General features: G+C 61.5%; 17 protein-coding genes. 7 read left to right on the top strand and 10 right to left on the bottom strand.

The window, feature by feature from the left end; translation table 11 throughout:
• Position 1: 1 nt before the first annotated feature.
• The 5 genes from AC1DD7_RS18365 to AC1DD7_RS18345 all read right to left on the bottom strand — a co-directional run bounded on the left by AC1DD7_RS18365 (position 2) and on the right by AC1DD7_RS18345 (position 4,855).
• Positions 2–769 (bottom strand): amino acid ABC transporter ATP-binding protein, encoded by a 768-nt coding sequence (locus AC1DD7_RS18365; RefSeq protein WP_476900905.1) that lies wholly within the window; start codon positions 767–769, stop codon positions 2–4.
• A complete protein-coding gene (locus AC1DD7_RS18360; protein WP_476900904.1) occupies positions 766–1,662 on the bottom strand; it encodes an amino acid ABC transporter permease in 897 nt (298 codons plus the stop codon). Before AC1DD7_RS18360 ends, AC1DD7_RS18365 begins: the two co-directional genes overlap by 4 nt.
• A gap of 47 nt (positions 1,663–1,709) precedes the next feature.
• Entirely contained in the window at positions 1,710–2,633 is a 924-nt protein-coding gene (locus AC1DD7_RS18355) for an ABC transporter substrate-binding protein (RefSeq protein ID WP_476900903.1), read from the bottom strand.
• Between the two features lie 108 nt (positions 2,634–2,741).
• Complete coding sequence (gene solA, locus AC1DD7_RS18350) at positions 2,742–3,899, bottom strand: N-methyl-L-tryptophan oxidase (RefSeq protein ID WP_476900902.1); 1,158 nt, start codon at positions 3,897–3,899, stop codon at positions 2,742–2,744.
• Complete coding sequence (locus tag AC1DD7_RS18345) at positions 3,896–4,855, bottom strand: succinylglutamate desuccinylase/aspartoacylase family protein (RefSeq protein WP_476900901.1); 960 nt, start codon at positions 4,853–4,855, stop codon at positions 3,896–3,898. Before AC1DD7_RS18345 ends, solA begins: the two co-directional genes overlap by 4 nt.
• On the opposite strand from AC1DD7_RS18345, the gene AC1DD7_RS18340 reads away from it, so the two are divergent.
• Entirely contained in the window at positions 4,764–5,672 is a 909-nt protein-coding gene (locus AC1DD7_RS18340) for a GntR family transcriptional regulator (RefSeq protein WP_442003131.1), read from the top strand. The two genes, AC1DD7_RS18345 and AC1DD7_RS18340, sit on opposite strands and share 92 nt — an antisense overlap.
• 386 nt (positions 5,673–6,058) lie before the next feature.
• Here the strand turns inward: AC1DD7_RS18340 and AC1DD7_RS18335 are convergent, their stop codons facing one another.
• From AC1DD7_RS18335 to AC1DD7_RS18315, 5 genes are read right to left on the bottom strand one after another with little or no spacing between them, the layout of a single operon-like run.
• Entirely contained in the window at positions 6,059–6,238 is a 180-nt protein-coding gene (locus tag AC1DD7_RS18335) for a hypothetical protein (protein ID WP_442003130.1), read from the bottom strand.
• Positions 6,235–7,002, bottom strand: coding sequence for an alpha/beta hydrolase family protein (locus AC1DD7_RS18330; protein WP_441437328.1), 768 nt, complete (start codon positions 7,000–7,002; stop codon positions 6,235–6,237). The genes AC1DD7_RS18335 and AC1DD7_RS18330 overlap by 4 nt, the downstream gene beginning before the upstream one ends.
• Complete coding sequence (locus AC1DD7_RS18325; RefSeq protein WP_441437329.1) at positions 6,999–8,024, bottom strand: zinc-dependent alcohol dehydrogenase; 1,026 nt, start codon at positions 8,022–8,024, stop codon at positions 6,999–7,001. Before AC1DD7_RS18325 ends, AC1DD7_RS18330 begins: the two co-directional genes overlap by 4 nt.
• Positions 8,021–9,520: an FAD-binding oxidoreductase gene (locus AC1DD7_RS18320; RefSeq protein ID WP_441437330.1), complete on the bottom strand. Its 1,500-nt coding sequence runs from the start codon at positions 9,518–9,520 to the stop codon at positions 8,021–8,023. The genes AC1DD7_RS18325 and AC1DD7_RS18320 overlap by 4 nt, the downstream gene beginning before the upstream one ends.
• A 39-nt stretch (positions 9,521–9,559) precedes the next feature.
• Positions 9,560–10,339: an SDR family NAD(P)-dependent oxidoreductase gene (locus tag AC1DD7_RS18315; protein ID WP_441437331.1), complete on the bottom strand. Its 780-nt coding sequence runs from the start codon at positions 10,337–10,339 to the stop codon at positions 9,560–9,562.
• An 80-nt stretch (positions 10,340–10,419) separates the two neighbouring features.
• On the opposite strand from AC1DD7_RS18315, the gene AC1DD7_RS18310 reads away from it, so the two are divergent.
• The 6 genes from AC1DD7_RS18310 to AC1DD7_RS18285 all read left to right on the top strand — a co-directional run bounded on the left by AC1DD7_RS18310 (position 10,420) and on the right by AC1DD7_RS18285 (position 19,988).
• Positions 10,420–11,016 (top strand): TetR/AcrR family transcriptional regulator, encoded by a 597-nt coding sequence (locus AC1DD7_RS18310; protein ID WP_442003129.1) that lies wholly within the window; start codon positions 10,420–10,422, stop codon positions 11,014–11,016.
• 332 nt (positions 11,017–11,348) lie between these two features.
• Positions 11,349–12,314 carry an alpha/beta hydrolase gene (locus AC1DD7_RS18305; protein ID WP_476900899.1) on the top strand — a complete coding sequence of 322 codons (966 nt, stop codon included), beginning with the start codon at positions 11,349–11,351 and terminating at the stop codon, positions 12,312–12,314.
• Positions 12,315–12,433: 119 nt separating this feature from the next.
• Complete coding sequence (locus AC1DD7_RS18300) at positions 12,434–14,914, top strand: glycoside hydrolase family 2 TIM barrel-domain containing protein (protein ID WP_477516070.1); 2,481 nt, start codon at positions 12,434–12,436, stop codon at positions 14,912–14,914.
• Between the two features lie 79 nt (positions 14,915–14,993).
• Positions 14,994–16,340, top strand: coding sequence for an MFS transporter (locus tag AC1DD7_RS18295; RefSeq protein ID WP_441437335.1), 1,347 nt, complete (start codon positions 14,994–14,996; stop codon positions 16,338–16,340).
• A 69-nt stretch (positions 16,341–16,409) separates the two neighbouring features.
• A complete protein-coding gene (locus AC1DD7_RS18290) occupies positions 16,410–18,677 on the top strand; it encodes a glycoside hydrolase family 3 C-terminal domain-containing protein (protein WP_476900898.1) in 2,268 nt (755 codons plus the stop codon).
• Positions 18,678–18,764: 87 nt separating this feature from the next.
• The gene (locus tag AC1DD7_RS18285; protein ID WP_476900897.1) at positions 18,765–19,988 is read left to right on the top strand and encodes a glycoside hydrolase family 1 protein; all 1,224 of its coding nucleotides are present in this window, start codon (positions 18,765–18,767) and stop codon (positions 19,986–19,988) included.
• The last annotated feature ends 2 nt before the right edge of the window (positions 19,989–19,990 follow it).

Below are 19,990 nucleotides of genomic sequence, written 5' to 3'. Positions count from 1 at the left end.
TTCAGAGCACTTTCTCGAGGAAGGACTGGGTGCGGGACTCTTGGGGGTTGGCGAGGACTTCCCGGGCGTCGCCGCGTTCGACGACGTAGCCGTCGTCCATGAAGATCAGGGAATCGGCCACTTCGCGGGCGAAGCCCATCTCGTGGGTGACTACCACCATGGTCATGCCCTTCTTGGCGAGCTCCTTCATGACTGCCAGGACTTCACCGACCTTTTCGGGGTCCAGTGCAGATGTTGGTTCGTCAAAGAGCATGATGTCCGGGTCCATGGCCAGCGATCTGGCGATCGCGACGCGTTGCTGCTGCCCACCGGAGAGCTCGGCGGGGTAGCGATCCCCGAACGCGCCGAGCCCGACGCTTGTCAGCAGTTCCTGGGCTCGTTTGGCTGATTCCTTCTTGTCCGCGCGCTTGACCAGGACCGGTCCGGACATGACGTTCTCCCGGGCGGTCATGTTCGGAAACAGGTTGAACTGCTGGAAGACCATGCCAACCCTGGTGCGCTGCTGGGCCAGTTTCTTCGTTGGCAGGGCGTGGTAGGCCTTGTCGGTTTCGTAGTAGCCGAAGTCCTCGCCGTTGACCTTCAGAACACCGGAGTCCACGGTCTCAAGACCGTTGATGCAGCGAAGGATGGTGGACTTTCCCGAGCCGCTGGGGCCGATGATGCAGCAGATCTCTCCGCTGGCAATCTCCAGGTCGATGTCCTTCAGGACTGTCTTGGGTCCAAAGGACTTTCGGATTTTCCGGGCAAGGATAGTGCCGTCGGTGCTCATCGGGCGATACCTTCCGGGTCGGTCAGCACAACGGGTTTCGACTTCCGGGGAAGCCTGGCGGTTGCGCGGGAGTACTTCTGTTCGAGCTTGGACTGCGGGTAGCTCAGCAGCAGCGTCATGACCAGATACCAGAGGCTGGCCACGATGAGCAGCGGGATGGTCTCAAAGGTGCGCGCGTAGATCAACTGGGTGCTCTGCAGAAGCTCGGCCACGCCGAGGACGCTGACCAGTGATGTCTCCTTGAACATTCCGATGAACTGATTGCCGGTTGCCGGGATGATGGACGGCATGGCCTGCGGGATGATGACCTTGCGCATCCTCATGGACGCGCTCATTCCGAGCGAGTCGGCGGCCTCGAGCTGGCCTTTGCCTACCGCGGAAAAGCCGCCGCGGATGATCTCGGCCATGTACGCGGCCTGGTTGAGAGTCAGGCCCACGAGGGCTGCGGTGATCGGGCCCATGATCGTGTTGACGTCGATGGCGGTGCTGATGTCGGTGAACGGGATCCCGATGCTCAGGTTCGGGTAAAGGGCGGAGATGTTGAACCAGAAGATCAGCTGCACCAGCACTGGGGTGCCCCGGAACAACGTGATGTAGAGCCCGGCTGTCATGGAGACCGGCTTCACGTGCGAAGCCCGCATGATCGCAAGGGCAAGCCCGAGCAAGGTTCCCAGGGCCATGCTTGCAACCGTGAGGAAGATCGTGAGCATGAGCCCGCGAAGGATCGTCTCAGCGAAGAAGTACTTCCCGACGATCTCCCACTTGAAGTTGGAGTTTGTCAGGACGGAGGTGAGGATCCCGACGCCGACGAGGATGCTAAGGATCCACCCCGCGTATTCCGAGCGGGTCCGAAGCCGAAGCCGTGGCTTGAGCGCTGCATCAATGCTTCCCATGGCAGCTTTGTTTCCTTTGCTGATAGCCGTTGTCATTCAGGCACCTGCTAGTTCAACTTGGCGTCGGTGATGGCCCCAAACTCGAGGCCCCAGGTTTTGAGCGACTCTTTGTACTCCGGGTCCGCGAGGATCGACTGGACTGCTGCCTGGATGGCCGGGGTCAGCGGCGAGCCCTTCTTCAGCGCAACTGCCGTGATGCCGGTTCCGCCGACGTTGAGCGGAGGTGTGAGCATCTGGAAGGAGCCCGGCTGCTGCGTCTGTGCCCAAGCGAGTGCCGTGGTGTCGTAGAGGATGCCGTCGATGCGCTTGGAGTGCAGCTGGACAAGGGCTTCCTGGATGTTGGGCAGCGTTACCGCGTTGATCGCGGGCTGTCCCTTGGAGGTGCAGGTCATCTCGTTCAGGGCCGGAAGGCGCAACAGCTGACCGGTGGATCCCTGGGTGACGGCGATGCTCTTCCCGCACAGAGTCTCGTTGGTGAGTTTCTGCGGGTTTCCGGCGGTCACCCCAATGGAGCTGCCAGCCTTGAAGTAGTCGATCATGTCTACGACCTTGAGCCGGTCCTCGGTCTTGGCCATGGTCGAGACTGTGAAGTCGAAGCGGCCACCGTCAAGTCCCGGAATGATGGTGTCGAACTTCGTGTCCTCGAACTTCACCTTTACGCCAAGCTTCTTGGCAATGAGCCGGGTGATGTCCGGGTTGAGGCCGATCGGGGTTTTGTTGTCTTCGGCGAGGAAGACGGTCGGCGGGTAGTGCAGGTCCGCGGCCACCGTGAGCTCGCCCTTGTCCTTGTACGACTTCGGCAGGAGGCTTACAGCCTTCGGATCGGGCTGGACACCCTCCGAGATGTCCCTCAGGCCCAGCTCGGTGGGGCTGGCCGAAGGTTCGCTACCGGCGGCGCTGCCACACGCGGTTAAGCCAATCAGGAGGGCCAGTGAGGCCACAGCGGCGTGGACCTTATTTTGTGTCTTCATGGTGTTTTCCTTGGAATCTTTTTTGGTTGGGATGGTGCGGTTACAGGTAAGCCGTGCAGTGGTGCCAGATGGATGCAGTTAATGACCGGGACGGGGCCTTACGTCACCTCACGGGTTCGCCGTCGAGGTCTGGACGGTAAGGAACCGCTCGGGGCTCAGGAGCGGGATCGTGCTGTCACTGGCACCGTGAAGGGCGTAGTCCGCGGCGATTTCGCCGAGCGCCGGCGCAAGCTTGAACCCATGACCGGACAGGCCCGTGAGGACAGTGATGCGGTCCTCGCCGCCAAGCCGCCCAACGATCCCGTGCCCGTCCTGGGTGTAGCCCTCCATGTAGGCGGCCACACGGACAGGATCCGGATAGAGTGCCGGGAAGGAATCGGCCACGAGTTGCCTGAATGCCTTCATTTCGTCGATGGGGACCGTGCGGTCGAGGGCGTCGGGGTCATCGACCAGACGGTTGACGGTGCCGGACAGGCCTAGTTTCAGCCCGTTCCCGTCCATCGCCGGCAGTCCATAAAACTCTTCAGGCGTCGTGCGTATGAAGCATGGGAAGTTGGCCGGATCAAATGCTCCGCGTTCCTTCGTGACGAACCACGCTGATACCGCCTTGCGAACCTGCACGAGTGGCGCGAGTTCCGGAAGCAGCTTCGCAGCCCAGGGGCCGGTGGTGACCACAACGTGGTCGTATCGCTCGCTCCGGCCATGGGCGCTGACCCAGACCCCGCCCTCCTTGACTTCGACCCCTTCAACTGGGCTGTAGGTGCGGAGTTGGGCGCCCAGCGACATGGCTCGGTAGGCGGCCTTCAGCACCGCGAGCTCAGGGCGAAGATAGCCAGCCTCACGGTCCAGGACAACGGCGTCGCCCTCGTGGAACGGATGATGCGGCCAGCGGGTGCGCGCCTCGTCGAGCGGAATGATGGAGGCGTCCACCCCGAACTTGTCGATGGAGTCACTGACGTTGGCCATCTGCGATGATGCCTCCCCCAGCATGAGATTGCCGGCAAGGGTAAGGAGATTGGTGCCTGTCTCGCCCTCGAGCTGTTGCCACAGTGCCTTGGCGGTGCGAAGCAATGGCACGTATTCGGGGTCTTCGAAGTAGGCGGTGCGGAAGATACGGGACTCGCCCGCGTGGGCGCTGCGGTCGTGGGCGATTCCGAACTGCTCGTAACCGACTACCTCCATGCCCCGTGAAGCCAGGCGCCAGGCAGACATGCTGCCTGCCGTTCCGAGACCGATGACGGCCACTCGCTTCTTGGTGGTGCTCACTCTGAAACCTCCTGGGTTAGAACCATAAGGAGTCCGTCTGCGGCGATCGCGGGACTCGTGGTGATGATCATGGGTATTCCGGCGTGCGTTGCCTTGACTTTGTGGATGACGTCGCCGAAGAGGTCACTGACCTGTCCGAGAAGCTCCCCCTTGGAAACAGGCTTGCCAAGTTCGACGCTCGGTTGCCACCAACCGCCCACCGGCGAATGAATCCAGCTCCAGCCTTGGTCGTGCTCCGCCTGGCCAGGGGTCTGCTCAACGTCATAGGGGAGCATTCCCAGGGTCGCCGCCACATTCCGCAGGCCCCTGACATGAATGGCGACAGCCTTGCGATCGATGATGCCGCCGCCTCCTGCCTCAGCGGTGATCGCCGGGACACCGGCATCCGCGGCCGCAGAACTCGTGGTGCCGGTGGTAACCCGTGAGGCGGCAGGCTGCCTGATCACGTGCTGTGTTCCGTACGCCACCGCGATCCGCCGTGCAGCCTCACCCACCGGTGACTCGTCGTAGATAACTACCGGCTCGATAGCTTCCGGTACGTCTCCGGAATGAAGGTCGACGACGAAGTCGGCTTCCCGGATGAAGCGTTCGAACACATGGTGTGCCAGTACGTCCGAAAAGCTGCCGTTCGGGTCGCCAGGAAAGCACCTGTTCAGATTCTTGCCGTCCATTGGAACGATGAAGGGCGTCCGGCTCAGGTAAGCCGGGAGGTTTACCACGGGAACCGCGGTGATGATCCCCCTCAGTTCCGCAGGATTGACCTCTGCAACAAACTCCCGCAGAGCAGCCATGGCCGCATACTCACAGCCATGGACGCCCGCGAGCATCGTCAGCCGCGGCCCGGGCTCCCCGCCATGGATCTGGATGTACGGCAGATCCAAACCGCCGCCAGGGAGAGCAGCGATGTGGAAGTGGCCGCGAACCACGGCCTCTTGGCTTCTGAAGCCATCATGCATTTTGATGTCCTATCCGACCATAGTGTCCGACAATCGTGTCCGACATGATTGTTTGATACTATCGTTTGGTGATCTAGTGTCAAGGCCCACTCCAAAGCGCGGGTGGCTGCCATTAGCCGATAGGGGTGTGAGCGCAATGGAGAGTCAACCTACCTCTGAGCCAGCAAGGACGTCTCTCGCGAGAACGCTTGCGCCTCGGGTTGCGGAGCGAACAACGCTCGTGGATCAAGTGGCGCACCGAATCAGGAGGGAAATCATCCTGGGAACCCTCGATCCGGGTCGGCATCTCGTAGAAAAGAGGCTCGCTGAAGATCTGTCTGTGAGCCGCGGCACAGTCCGCGAGGCCCTGACGCGCCTTGCCGCAACCGGGCTCGTCGAATTCTCGCCGGGTTCAGGTAACCGGGTTCGATACTTCAGCGACGGCGACATCGCCGAGATCGGGGAAGTCTTCGCAGCCCTCGAAGGACGAGCTGCCATGCACGCCGTGCTTCCGCCGTCCGAAAGCGTTGAGAAAGAACTGAGGCGCATCGCCGAACGCATGCGGGGGCTTCGTCTGCCAGAGGACGTAGACGATCTCATGAGGTTGGACCGCGAGTTCCACGGAACGCTGATGAATCAGCAGCCAAAGGCCAAACTGGTGGAGGCATGGCAGAGCCTGGAGTCGCTTCTCGCCGTCATGATGGTGCCGATAATGCGGCGCGGCGTGGGAACCGCCGACAGCCAGGCGGACAGGCATCTGCTGCTGGTCGACGCCGCAATGAGCGGAGAGCCCGAACTGCTCATCAAGGGTCTCGAACAGCACTACTACCAGGAGTAACAGCAGATCGGCCACGCCGTGGCCTCGTATTTCTTTGCGGCACCGAACCAGAATGCTCACCGCTCGAAAGTGGTTGATCGAGACCTGGCCTAAAAGTAGTGGGCTGCTATCTGACGACTCTTTGGATCAGGTAAGGAACCGGTCGGGCGTGGTGCTGCGCACTCGCCCGCGTCACGTTGCCGTCGTTCGCCTCAGCCACGAGGGCACCGGATCCGAACTCGAACCGCAACCTCTGGCGGGCCAAGTCCCCGCCGCGGCTCAGCAATCAAACGGTAGCTCTAGAGACATTTCCCGGGAGCGCCACCAAAAACTGGAGTGAGATTTCGGATCCCTTCCCTAGAATTTCCCACTTTTCTTCCAGGACGAATCACGTCAGAGACAGAATGTCAGGAGTCCCTGACTGCATCGACGAGACGATAACTAGTGAGTTGGAGGCGGATGCGCGTTTCGCTGCCGATGCCATCGCCGCCCGGATCGGAATCACCCGGAGAATGCGCAGCCCGAATCGCATGGTTGGTATGCGTTTCGCCCTCTCCGGGTCCGAGGATCTTTGTGCTCCCCGTCATAATGAGAGCTTGTCTTCTCCGGCGGAAGGTACGGGCGCTGAGTCGGCGGTTACGTCGTTCAGCCACTCCAGCGCTTTGGGCCAATACGAATGATCGGGCTGCAGGACGAACATGTGGTCGCCCCCCTGAACTTCCCGAAGTTCAACATTGTCCCCCACCCCGGCGGCTCTGGAGACGTATGCCTTGCTGTGGCTCAAGGGGACCCGGACATCATCCGAGCCGTGGACGACCAATTGGGGAACACGGATCGGTGCCTGCTCCAAAGGCGAAGCTTCTTCAAAGACTTTCTTGGTAAGACCAGCCTTTTCGAGGAAGACCGGCGTCGCTCCCTCTCCCAGTCCTTCAGCCGCGCAGCGGGCGACATCCGTGATCGGGGCGAGCGCAACGACAGCAGCCAGTCGCGCTGTCTTGGCCGCGAGCAGGGCCAGGTGTCCGCCGGCGGAATGTCCAATGACCGCAATGGATGACGGGTTTACCCGCAGCGGCTCTGAGGTCAGGTGGTGAATGGCTGCCAGGACGTCGTCCAATGTCCCAGGCCAACCGCCGTCGTCGCCATCGATCCTTCGATACTCTACGTTCCAAACCAAATACCCCCTCTGATGCAGATCAGCAGCCAGCTCATCCATCAGATGCAGGTCGTGTTTAGCACGCCACCAGCCACCATGGAGCAGCACGACAGCACTGTCCTGTGACCAGTTCTCGGGAAACCAGGCTTCGACAAACTGAGAAGGATGCTTTCCGTAGTTAATGACTTGCTTTGTCATTGCCACGCCCCATGGAGGACGCTGCGAACCACGGTTTCGGGGTTCTGAACGGTGTGCGCAAACGCCTTGGCACCTTGCGACCAAGGGAACTGGTCAGTGATAACTGATGCCGGATCAACCACGCCCTCCTGGACCAAGCGCACCGCCTCGGAGTACATGCCTGGGCCTCCCTTGATTCCCAGCACCGACAGCTCTTTGAGCAAGATGCTCGCTGGCGACGGGGAATGCGGCCCACGGCCCACGATGGCAACAACGGAACCCGGGGCTGCTATCCGTTCGGCGAGGTCGACGCCCGCGCCAGCCGCGGATGTCTCGATCACCAGTATCGGGCCGCCTTTAAGTGTCTCGATGTCCTCAGCTTCCGCCGGATCGAACATCTTCACGCCAAGGGAGCTGCCCAGGTCCCGGCGTCGCTTCTGGGGCTCGAAGACAACGCAATCCCATCCAAAGTGCTGGGATACCTGTGCCTGCAGGATGCCCAACGGGCCTCCACCAATGATGGCGGCGGCCCCCTGGCCGGGCATTAAGGGCGCCACCCGGCGAAGTGTGTGAAGGGCCACGGCGACGGGCTCCAAGACGGTGGCCGCCAGGTCTGATACCGCGTCCGGCAGCGGAATGAGTTGTGCCGCCGGAAGCTGTACATATTCAGCGGCCAAACCTGGGCCGAGCATGCCGAGGTATCCGCCGTCCGCGCAGAGCTGCACCTTGCCTTGCCGGCACATCGCGCATTTCCCGCATCGGACGACGGGGTCAACGGCAACGCGTTGGCCCTCTTGGAGATCGACTCCAGGCCCTACCGATTGGATGATTCCGGCTCCGTCATGCCCCGTTACCCATGGATACATGGATCCCCGACCGGAGTAGATGTGAAGGTCTGTGCCGCACAGGCCCAGAGCGACCATGCGGACAACGACTTGACCGGGGCCGGGCTGACCTAGGTCAGGGCGTACGACAGTATCCATCTCATAGGGTGCTGTCAGCTCAAGAACACGGCCACCGAGGCTGATGGCTGCAGCACTCATGAGATGCCGTACTTGCCCGGCGCGATGGTTCCCTTGGGATCCAGTGCCGCCTTAATTTGATGCGTGACCTGCTGCAGTACCGGCAGACGGGCCATGGCCCGTTCCTGCCAGTCAGTCGGGGTTCGTCCGATGGGGTAGCCGATCTCGTCGTATGCTTCGACCAAGGCAGCATAGGCGGCGTTCATGCGGGCTACCTCATCAGCGTCCTGACGGTTGAAGATGATGAGGTGCAGGCCGCGTGCTGCCCTGGTGCTGCAAACGAACTCGACGAAGTACTCAAACCCGTGCTCGGCAAGGACGCGGCGTGAGGTTTCGTGCTGAAGCTCAGCAGCTTCGCCGATCATAGGTGTGGCGGGCAGGAACCAGGTCGCGCCACCGCCAGGGCGCCAGTTGAGCATGTCGACTTCACTGTCTGTGGGTTCACCACTGTAGGTGTCGAGATGGATCTTGTAGATGGGGTTATCCAGCATTTCCTTGTGGGAAATGTAGGTGGCCTTACCTGATGCCTCGAAAACGGCGCGGATCCTACCGAGCGTGGGCTGCAGCGCCTCCTCGGAAGGCCCATACAGGGCGCCGGACACGAGCCACGCTCCGGTGCCATGCTTTTCCTGCAGTTCCCGGCGGATGGCATCCGGCAGTGGCACCTGACCGTCGGTGCGGTTATAAGGGTAGGTATCCTCCGTAGCGAAGCCGTAACCGCCGGAGGTCACCTTGATGAGGGTAGGAACCACCGAGTTGAGCTTCAGCGGGCGCACCATTTCAAAGATCTCGGAAAGGTCCTCGTCCTCCGCGAAGGAGAAAGCAAATCCCACAATGACCGGCGGGCGTGGCATCAGCCAGACAGCAGTCTGCGTGACAATGCCGAAGTTGGATTGAGTGAAGATGCCGTCCAGGAGCGGTCCGAACCCCGACTTATTAGTAAAGCGGCTATTGGAATTGGGAAGGGACCCGTCTCCGGTGTTGAAGATTTCCCCGTTGGGCAGAACTACTTCCATCCCGCAGAGCGTGCCGAAGTGATCGAAGTGAGGGGTGTAGCCGGCACCGCGGTCGAGGGCATTGCCGATGATGCTGCCATCGGGCGGACCGGAGGTTCCGCTGATCATGAACTTGTCGCCGAGTTCGGCCATTTTTGCCCGAAGCTGTCGGAAGGTTACTCCCGGTTCGATGACGGCGTAGCCGAGTCGTTCATCAACTTCCAGGATGCGGTTCATCCGTTTGCCCAGGTGCATAACCACCTGGCCTTCCCGGACTGGGGAAAACTCTCCCATGCCCCAGTTATGGCCCGTGCTGGTCGGCCACAAAGACACTCCATGCTCGGCGGCCAGGCGAACAATGGTGGAAACGTCTTCAGTGGAAGAAGGAAAAACAATCCCATCGGTTTGACGGTCTCCGCCAGGGAGCCGGTTGCTGCTGTATGAGGCGCGGCCAGCATCCGAAACGTCAACGGCATCTTGACCAAGGATCTGGGAGACTGCCTCAAAGAACTTTTCTGACATTAGAAGAAACTCCTGTTTGAAGGGTTTTTTGTTTGGCGGCTAAATCGCCGACCAGCCGCCGTCGGAGGCCAGAACCGCGCCGTTTAGGTTGGTGCCGTCGTCGCTGAGCAGGAAAGTGATTGAGGCTGCCAACTGTGCGGCGTTAGCGGGCGTGGGGATATTGGCCTGCATGAGTGGGATGAGCCGTTCGGTGGCCAGTTGGGAGCCGAAGTTTGCCTCGATGCCAGTGAGTGTGGGCCCGGGAGCCACGGTATTGAAGCGAAGACCCTTCGGGCCGTACATCACGGCGGAGTTCTTGGTCAGGCCAACAACGGCATGTTTGGAGGCAGTGTATGCAGCCCCGGCAGCCGAACCGCGGATGCCGGCCTCTGAGGAAACGTTGACTACCGACCCCGCCCCGGCTTCCAGCATCAGCGGTACAACGGCGCGGGTAAGACGCATGAGGGCGGTGACGTTGATCCGGAAAACGCGGTCCCAAAGGTCATCGTCCACCTCATGGATTGGTGCGAAGTTATCCATGATTCCGGCAATGTTCGCCAAGGCGTCGATGCGCCCGCCGGCGGCAGAAACCACAGCGGCAATAGTTTCCTCAGTAGAGATGTCACCGGCCACTGGCACCAGGTCCAGGTTCTTATTCTCTTCAACGAGAGCGTCGAGGCGCTGCTTGCTGATGTCCGCGGCGATAACCTTGCCGCCCTCCTTGGCGATGCGCATGGCAGTCGCCTGCCCTATGCCGGACGCTGCACCCGTTACGACGACGGTTTGTCCCGCAAAGCGGCCATTAGTGATGGTTTCCTGCCACGAGGCTTCGCTGCCCATGATGTCCTTCCAGACGCTGATGATGTCGCAGCCAAGATTACGACACTCAGTGTCATAATGGAAGGGTGAATACTGGTGAGATGCTTTCGAACGATTCAATCACTATCCACCGGTCGCCGGGGCGGCCGGTGAGCATCGACCCTGAAGCGGTTGCCGCCCTTGCCCTCAAAATGTTCGCCGAGCGGGGGTATGAGCAGACCTCGATGGAGGATATTGCGCGGGAGGCCCGCGTTGGGCGGAAGACTTTGTACCGCCATTTCGCCAATAAAGCAGAGTTGGTATGGGGCGGGATGGGACCTGTAATAGAAGCCTCCGCCGCCGCCTTGGAGTCGGCCCCTGCACATCCCCTGTCCCGACAGGCGATTCTGGACGGACTTCGGGAAGCCGTGCTTACGGGTATTGCCGCCCTCCCGGACCTCGCCGTGACCCGCGGGAGACTCCGATTGATCGCCGAACACCCGGAGCTGCTGAGCCGCAGCCAGGAATTCTTAGGGACTCGCAACGACCAGACCCGCTCCTACCTCACCGCCCGTGGCATTCCTGAAGACACTGCCCGGTACCTGTGCGCCGCTCTTGCTGGCGCATTATTCGAAGCCTGGCTGCAATGGGCGGCTAATGATGACACTGACCCTGCCCCCTACCTTCGGCGGGCGCTTGCCGTCCTCCAGCTGGGCTAACCAGGTCTTCGCCCCCATCTTGGACGGATGACGTACGCTCCAGGGTCAAAGTTTGGCCCGGAGGATCAACTGCTTCGCATTTCGATGCTTGAGCTGGTGCGATCCACTGGAGTGGCTCTTCAAGGGCTTTGCTGCAGCCGACACCCATCTGTGCGCCGCGGCCGCTCAATGCACTGCATTCCCAACGGGAAATTTCAGCCCCTATTGACGCGTGTCACCCACGCGTGATTAGATCGGTGACGCGCGTCACCCACGATGTCGCGACTAACCGCGAGAGCGCCTGACTTCACGAATAGTTCACGATCGATCCCCGCAGAGGAGAACGTTCCACGATGACCGAATACCCTGTTCCAACCACCATCAGCCTCGAGGCACAGAATGTATTGGCCATGGCCGCCGGAAGGCCGCCGCAGCCTGATCCCGCCCCTGAGGATGTCGAGGTCTGGCGTGCCCTGGCGGCGGCCGCCGAATCCTCAGACCCTGTCTTCGTCGAAACCATGGCGCGAGCGACAACTGGCGCCGTGACATCAGACGTTGCAGTAGCAGTAGAAGCCGGCAAGGTTCATGGGGCGAAATTCTTTATGGCTGAGCCGTCGGACATCGCAGCTGACGACGAGCGGGTCCTTCTGTACATCCACGGCGGAGGTTTCCTTTGGGGCGGCGGGCCCACTGCGCGCCGCTCCACCGAGCTCATCGCCGGCAACATCGGCGTGCGCACCTGGGGAATGGACTACCGGCAACTCCCGGACAACCCGTTCCCGGCTGGCCTGGATGACTGCATGACGGTATACCGCGAACTGCTGAAGAGCCATAGGCCGGAGACGATCGCCATCGCCGGGCAATCCGGAGGCGGCAATCTCTCAGCAGCCCTTCTCCTTAGGGCCCGAGACGAGGGTCTGCCAATGCCAGCCGCCGCCTGCCTCATTTCTCCTTGTGTCGATTTCACGCTTGCCGGCGACACGTACACCACCCTCGGGTTTGGCCTCAGCGAATGGCACCCGAAGAACATGCTCGAGCTATACCGCGGTGATCAGTCACTCGAGCACCCCTACATCTCACCTCTGTTCGGCACATATACCGCAGACTTCCCGCCTGTCATGCTGACCTCCGGGACGCGCGACTTCCTCCTCTCGGATACCGTGCGGTTGCACCGCAAACTCCTTCAGGCCGGCGTCCGCGCCGAACTTCATGTCTGGGAAGGTGCCCCGCACGGCATGTTCATGGGAGAGGCTCCGGAGGATCGAGAACAGATCGAGCAGGCGCGCCGATTCCTTGAAGCCTCCTGGGCAGCAGCATGAGCTTCATGAGAGACGACGACGCTCAACCGCGGGAATCAACCATCCGTTGACGTGCACCAGCGCGTGGTTAAGCCGTGACGAGTCACTGACAATCGCTATTGATTTTTCTAGGAGTGCTAATGGCCAGGAAACCATTCAACGAAGGATGGGCCGTCCGGACGAGGGTCAGTGCTTTCGCTGAACTGGGCGGAGCAAGTGAACAGTGGGTTGATGTAATGCTTCCGCATGATGCGCTGATCTCGAAGACCAGAAGCGGTGATGCTCCTGCCGGCGCGGCTGGCGGATATTTTCCCAGTGGTGCTTTCGAATACCGCAGGATGCTCTATGTTGATGAGGCAGATCGCGGCAAGGTGTTCGCTCTCGAGTTCGACGGCGTTTACCGGGACGCGATGGTGTACGTCAACGGTGCCCTGGCCGGCCAAGACGCTTATGGCTACTCGCGCTTTACCGTGCGCATTGACCCGTTCCTTCGGTTCGGTGCCGCGAACGAGGTCCGGGTGGTCTGCCGGGCGCATAAGGACAGTCGCTGGTACACCGGTGCCGGGATCTACCGGGACGTGCACCTGATTGTTAAGGAGCCTATCCACATCGGGGTAGATGGTGTCCGTGTCACCACTGCTGACATCGACAGCAATCGCGCGATGGTGGAGGTGACTGCAAGGATCACCAACACCACCGCCGTGACCACCACGGTCAACTTAGCAGCGTCGGTCAATGAAGAAGGCATCGCCGAGGTCGCCAGCGACGAGTCCCCTGTCACACTGCTTCCAGGCACCTCGGCTGTGGTGCGCCATCGGCTGATGGTCGAGAATCCTGCCTTGTGGGGATTCGATTCGCCGTCCTTGTACACGTGCGTCCTGCTGCTGCGAGACGCAGGCGCGGTCATCGACAGGGAATCCGTCACGTTCGGGATCCGTCGGATCCAGGTCGACGCCAAGAGAGGGTTGAGGCTCAATGGTGAGACGGTGAAACTGCGCGGTGCCTGCGTTCATCACGACAATGGACCTTTGGGTGCGGCGACTATTGCCGCGGCCGAGGAGCGCCGGGTCCGGGTCCTGAAGGAAGCCGGTTTCAACGCCATCAGGAGTTCGCACAACCCCGCGAGCTCGGCACTCCTGGATGCCTGTGACCGGCTCGGGATGCTCGTCATCGATGAAGCGTTCGACGTTTGGACCTCGGGTAAATCCGATTACGACTACGCCACTGATTTCGCGCAGTGGTGGGAACGTGATCTTGAGGCCCTTGTGGCCAAGGACATCAATCACCCCAGTGTGATCATGTACTCCATCGGCAATGAGATTCCGGAAACCGGAACTGCTGATGGCGGGGTGTGGAGCCGCCGGCTTGCCGAAAAACTGCGGTCGCTGGACGGGACCCGGCCCATCACCAACGGTATCAACGGTTTTGTATCGAGTCTGGACATTGTCCTGGCCGGCATGAAACAGCACCAGGGCGCAGCTGGCGACACCGGAGCGGGCGTGAACGGGATGATGACCCAGGTCGGAGACATGATGAACCATATCTCGGCCTCCGAAATGGTCAGCGAACGGACCGCCGAATCCTTTTCGGTGCTTGACGTGGCAGGAATGAACTACGGTGACGGACGCTACCTGCTGGATAAGACGCTCTTTCCGAACCGCGTCATTGCCGGCACTGAGACTTTTCCGGGGCAGATCGCCAAAAACTGGGACCTCGTCAAAGCCAACGATCATGTTATTGGCGACTTCGCCTGGACCGGGTGGGACTACCTGGGAGAAGCCGGCTTGGGCTCGGTGGGATACGCCGACGGCGGCCATGGTGCAGCAGCAAGCGTGGCACGTCCCTACCCGTGGCTTACCGCGTGGACAGGCGACATCGACATCACAGGTGAGCGCCGCCCCGCCTCCTACTACCGGGAGATTGTCTTCGGGCTCCGGTCAACGCCATACATCGCGGTCCAGCGCCCGCAGTTTCATGGGCGCACACCGCTCATGACGCCTTGGTCCTGGAGTGATGCGATCAGCAGCTGGACCTGGGAGGGATTCGAGGGACAGCCGATCCAGGTGGAGGTGTACTCGGACGCCGACGACGTCGAACTGCTCCTCAACGGGGTGCCTGTCGGACGATCCAAGGTAGGAGAAAACCTGGCCTTCCGTACCGATTTCGACATCATCTACACCCCCGGTGACTTGACCGCTGTCGCGTATAAGGACGGCCAGGAGCATTCCCGTGTGCAGCTATCCACGGCACGCGACCGATTGCACCTTGACGTGAGCTCCGACGTCGACCTACTCACAGCCGGCACCGGGGACCTCGCCTTCCTGCGAATAGCACTCACGGACGGAAGCGGCGTTCTTCACAACGGCCGGGACCGCGAGGTCGCCGTAACGGTGGACGGACCCGCGGTCCTCCAAGGCCTCGGAAGCGCCAATCCCGCTACAGACGAGCCCTTCACAGCAGGCTCACATACAACCTTTGACGGCCGCGCCCTGGCCATCATCCGCCCAACCGGGCAAGGCCCTGTCACCGTCACCGTGACAGCCTCCGGATGCCAACCGGCCACCGTCACCATCGGTGCCAACGCAACCGAAGCAACGGGAGAACGTCAGCTCGTCTCCTAGCACAAGCACCACCGCTCCAACTGTGTTTACTTCACCTCAATCCCCCAACACCCGTACATCAAGACGACGGAGTCCTGCCGTGAAAAACAACAACAACCTTCCTCCGGCCACCGCCACCATCGGGGGCACACCAGCCGAGGTGGCGGAGGAGCAAATACTTCTTGCTCCTCCTGTCACCGGGCAGGTGGACCTGCCCAAGGTCAGCGCCAAGTACATTTGGCTCCTGCTGCTGGGCATGTTCGGAACCTACATCGCCCTCGTGACACCCATTGCCCTGTCCCTGGCCATCAAGATCAAAGCAATTGCACCGGATCACGAGGAGTACCTGGGGTTCGTCATCGGCGCCGCCGCCGTAGTCTCGCTGGTCTCCGGTCCCATCATCGGGGTGCTCAGTGACCGCACCCGAAGCCGCTTCGGGCGCCGCCGCCCCTGGCTCGTAGCCGGCTCCCTTCTCGGAACCCTGGGCCTGCTCATTATCGCCCTCGCACCGGACGTGCCCATGGTTACCGTGGGGTGGGTTGTCACGACGCTGGGCTGGAACACCGTCATTGGAAACTTGACCAACTCCCAGGCAGATCGCCTGCCGGAGTCCCAGCGCGGAAAAGTCGGCGGCCTGGTCGGCTTCGTCACCATGGCAGCACCGGTGACAGGCGCCATCCTCGCCGGCAGCCTCGCCAAAGACGCCTTGCTGCTCTTTATGATCCCCGCGGTGCTCGGCCTGGTCCTTACCGTTCTGTTCACATTCGTCATCCGTGAGGACGACAGCCGCACCCGCAACTTCGAGGACAGGCTGAACCTTCGCCTGGTCCTGTCCAAATTCGTGTACAACCCCCGCACGCACCCCGACTTTTCGTGGAACTGGCTCGGACGATTCCTTTTCTACTTCGGCCTCACCATGAGCTCAACCTTCACTGCGTTCTACTTCGCACAGCGGCTCGGGGTTCAGATCACCGAAATAGGCACCCTCGTGGCAATCGGCGGGATGCTCGGTATCGTCACGGTGATCATCGGCTCCATCGGAGGCGGCTTCCTTTCCGACAAGCTGCGCAAGCGCAAGCCCTTCGTGCTCAGCGCCGGTTTCATGTTCTCCGCCGGCGCAGTAGTCATGGCTTTCGGTGACAACCTGCCCATGCTTCTCATCGGTTCAGCCATCTCAAACCTGGGCCTTGGCATCTTTTCCGCCGTTGACCAGGCTCTGGTCCTGGACGTACTGCCCGAGCGGGACACCGACGCCGGACGGTTCATAGGCATCAATGGACTCGCTAACTCCCTGGCACAGTCAGCCGCCCCGCTGATCGCACCGCTTTTCCTGGGCATTGGTGTAGCCGCTGGAGGAGACAAAAACTACTCCCTGCTTTACCTGCTGGCCGGAGCCTTCACGATCCTCGGCGGCGTCGTCGTCCTGAAGGTCAAAGCCGTCCGCTGATCCCGCGGTCCGACACGGAATGCAGCAGACAAGCGTGCAACCGGGCCACCCCTACTACAGAGGAATTCCATGCAGAACATCGACGTCAGCCAGCTGACGCTGCAGCAAAAAGCGTCCCTGTTGATCGGAGATACCTTTTGGTCAACCACTGCCATCAAGGACCATCACATTGGTGCCGTGACCATGGCGGACGGACCCCACGGCGTCCGCATGCAGAAGCATGGGACTGACCACCTCGGGCTATACCGCAGTCAGCCCGCAACGTGTTTTCCGCCTGCGGTAGGAATCGGATGCAGCTGGAGCGAGGACGTCGCCGCACGCGTCGGCGCCGCCTTGGCCAAAGAATCACAGGCCCATGGCGTGGACATCCTCCTCGGCCCGGGCGTGAATATCAAACGCTCACCTCTGGGAGGCAGGAACTTCGAGTACTACTCCGAGGACCCGCTGTTGTCCGGCGTACTTGGGAGCGCCTACGTCAAGGCTTTGCAGGAGCACGGTGTGGGAGCATCCGTGAAGCATTTGGCGGCCAATGACCAGGAGACCGAGCGCATGGTCATCAGCTCCGACGTCGACGAACGCACACTCCGCGAAGTGCACCTGTCAGCCTTCGAACGAGTCGTCACCGAAGCGCAACCGGCGACGGTCATGTGCTCATACAACAAGATCAACGGCGTCCACGCCTCAGAAAACCGCTGGCTTCTCACTGATGTACTGCGCGGCGAATGGGGATTCAACGGCGTTGTGGTGTCCGACTGGGGCGCGGTCCGCACACGGCCGGCAGCACTGAACGCCGGCTTGGATCTGGCAATGCCCGGACCAGGGCAGTACGCCACCGAAGCGCTCATCAAGGCCGTCCAAAACGGGAGCGTGAACGAGTCGGCGATCGATCTGGCAGTGGAACGGGTTCTGGACCTTGCCGCCTACAGCGAACCCCGCATCACCGGGACCGCCCCAACTGAGTTCGATTCCGCAGCGCACCATGAACTGGCACGTGAGCTCGCCACCGAGTGCGCTGTCCTGCTCAAAAACCAGGACGGCGTACTGCCCCTGAAACCAGGAACATCCCTTCTGGTTGTCGGAGAATTCGCCACCAACCCCAGGTACCAGGGCGGGGGCAGCTCACACGTCAACGCCACACTCATCGACATACCCCTGGAGGAACTCAAGGCGGGGGCCGCTGTCTCTGATGGCAGCGTCCACTACTCGCAGGGCTTCTCTCTCCAACCCGGCGAGAACGATGCTGAACTCCGTGCCCACGCCGTGGAGGCGGCCCGCACCGTGGACGTCGCTGTCATATTCGCGGGCAACCCCGAAGAGGAGGAATCCGAAGGGTTCGACCGGACGAGGCTGGAACTCGCCGCTGTGCAGGTCGAGCTCATCCGGGCGGTCGCGGCCGCCGCCCCCCGTACCGTCGTTGTCCTGGCGAACGGGGGTGTTGTCTCCCTTGAAGAATGGCATGACCAGGTGGACGGCATCCTGGAAGGTTTCCTCCTCGGCCAGGGCGGCGGTAGAGCGATCGCTGACCTGCTGTTCGGTGTGACGAGTCCCTCCGGACGCTTGGCCGAATCCATTCCTTTCCGGCTGCAGGACACGCCCACTTACCTGTCCTTCCCCGGCGAGCAGGGCCACGTCCGTTACACCGAAGGCGTCATGGTCGGCTACCGCTACTACGAAACGGTGCAGCGGCCCGTCCGGTACCCTTTCGGGCACGGGCTAAGTTACTCCACCTTCGAAACAACGGACCTCCGGGCCGAAGCGCGCGGCCATGACGAAATCGCTGTTACGGCGAATATCACCAACACCGGAAAGATCCCGGCAAAACACGTCATACAGATCTACCTTTCAACCGACGCCGGGCCGGTCCTGCGCCCGGAACGGATCCTCGCCGCCTTCACCAAAGTCCTCCTTCAACCGGGCGAAACCCGGGAGGTCCATTTCCTCCTGGACCGCAGGAACCTTCGGTACTGGGACGTTATCCTTGACCGCTGGGTTGTCGCCCCGGGCTGCTACACCGTGCAAGTATCCGACAATGCCTCACACGTCCTGCTGGAGCAGGACGTGGCACTTGACGGTGACGAACTGCCACGCCTCCTGTCGCTGCAATCCGACGTTGCGGAGTGGCTCGCACACCCCACGGCGGGGCCGGCACTGGCGAACGAACTCAACCCCATCATGGCGGCATCCGGCCAACAGCTGGACGACGACAGCGACGGCACCCGCATGGTGCTCTCCATGCCCATGAACCAGATCCTGAGCATCCTCGGCGGTGCCATTGACGGCGATTGGCTTGTCTCCCTGCTTGAGCAGCCCGCTGAGGCTACTTCCTCCCCCGCCTAGCCCACCGGCCTGAAACCCACGGAAAACACACCCATGACTGAGATTCCCACCCCGCACATGACACCACGCCCCATCGAAAGGACACCAATGACAACGTTTGGCCCGGATTTCCTCTGGGGTGCTTCGACGGCGCCGCACCAGATCGAGGGAAACAACATCAACAGTGACTGGTGGGCCCGGGAAGGGCTCTTCCCTGGTATGGAGCTCAGCGGTGACGCGAACGACAGCTATCACCGTTACCGGGAGGACATGACCCTCCTCGCCGAGGCTGGCTTGAACTCCTACCGGTTCGGAATCGAGTGGGCGCGCATCGAACCCCGGCCCGGAGTGTTCTCCCCTGCACTGCTGGCTCATTACCGTCACATGATTGACACCGCCCTGGAGCTGGGCATCAAACCGGTCATCACCCTCCACCACTTCAGCTCCCCGCGATGGTTCGCAGACGAAGGCGGATGGAGTGCCCCCGCTGCACCCGAACGCTTCTCACGCTACGTGGAGGCCGCTTCGTCCATTCTGGGCGACGTCGGACACGTCATCACCATCAACGAACCCAACATGCTCGCCATGATGCTCAATCTGGAAGCAGCAGCCAGCCGTGGTGAACTGGACTCGTGGCAGAGCCCCACTGTCGAAAACCAGGGTGAGACCGAATATAGGCAGCCTCCGCTGCCGGTTCCGGTGCCAGACGACGGGAAGTACGTCGTCGAAGCCCACCATCTGGCGCGCGAGGCACTGCGCCAGCGCACGGACGCCCAAGTTGGCTGGAGCGTGGCAAACCAGTCCTTCACTGCAGCACCGGGAGGAGAAGAACGCCTCCTGCAGATCCGGTGGAACTTTGAAGACCTTTACCTTGAGGCCGCGAAGGGTGATGACTTCGTCGGTGTTCAGTCCTACACCTCCCAGCAGGTAGACGCCAATGGTCTGGTGCCGCATCCGGCCCATCCGGACAACACCATGATCGGTACCGCATACCGGCCGGACGCGCTTGCTATGGCGGTAAGGCACGCCGCCCAAGTGGCAAACGTGCCCATCCTTGTCACCGAGAACGGTATCGCCACCCCGGATGACACACGGCGCATCGCCTATACCCGCGAGGCCCTGCAGCACCTGGCCGCGGCCATGGAAGATGGTGTCGACGTCCGCGGTTACCTGCACTGGTCACTGTTGGATAACTACGAATGGGGCCATTGGGAACCGAAATTCGGCCTCGTCGCCGTAGACCGGACCACCTTTGAACGTAAACCCAAAGAAAGCCTCGGATGGCTCGGAAACATCGCCCGCTCCGGCGGCGCGAGGCTCAGCGGGTCCTGACA

The sequence above is a fragment of the Paenarthrobacter sp. 10L412 genome, assembly GCF_056395565.1.
This window is presented reverse-complemented; position numbering and strand designations above follow the sequence as displayed.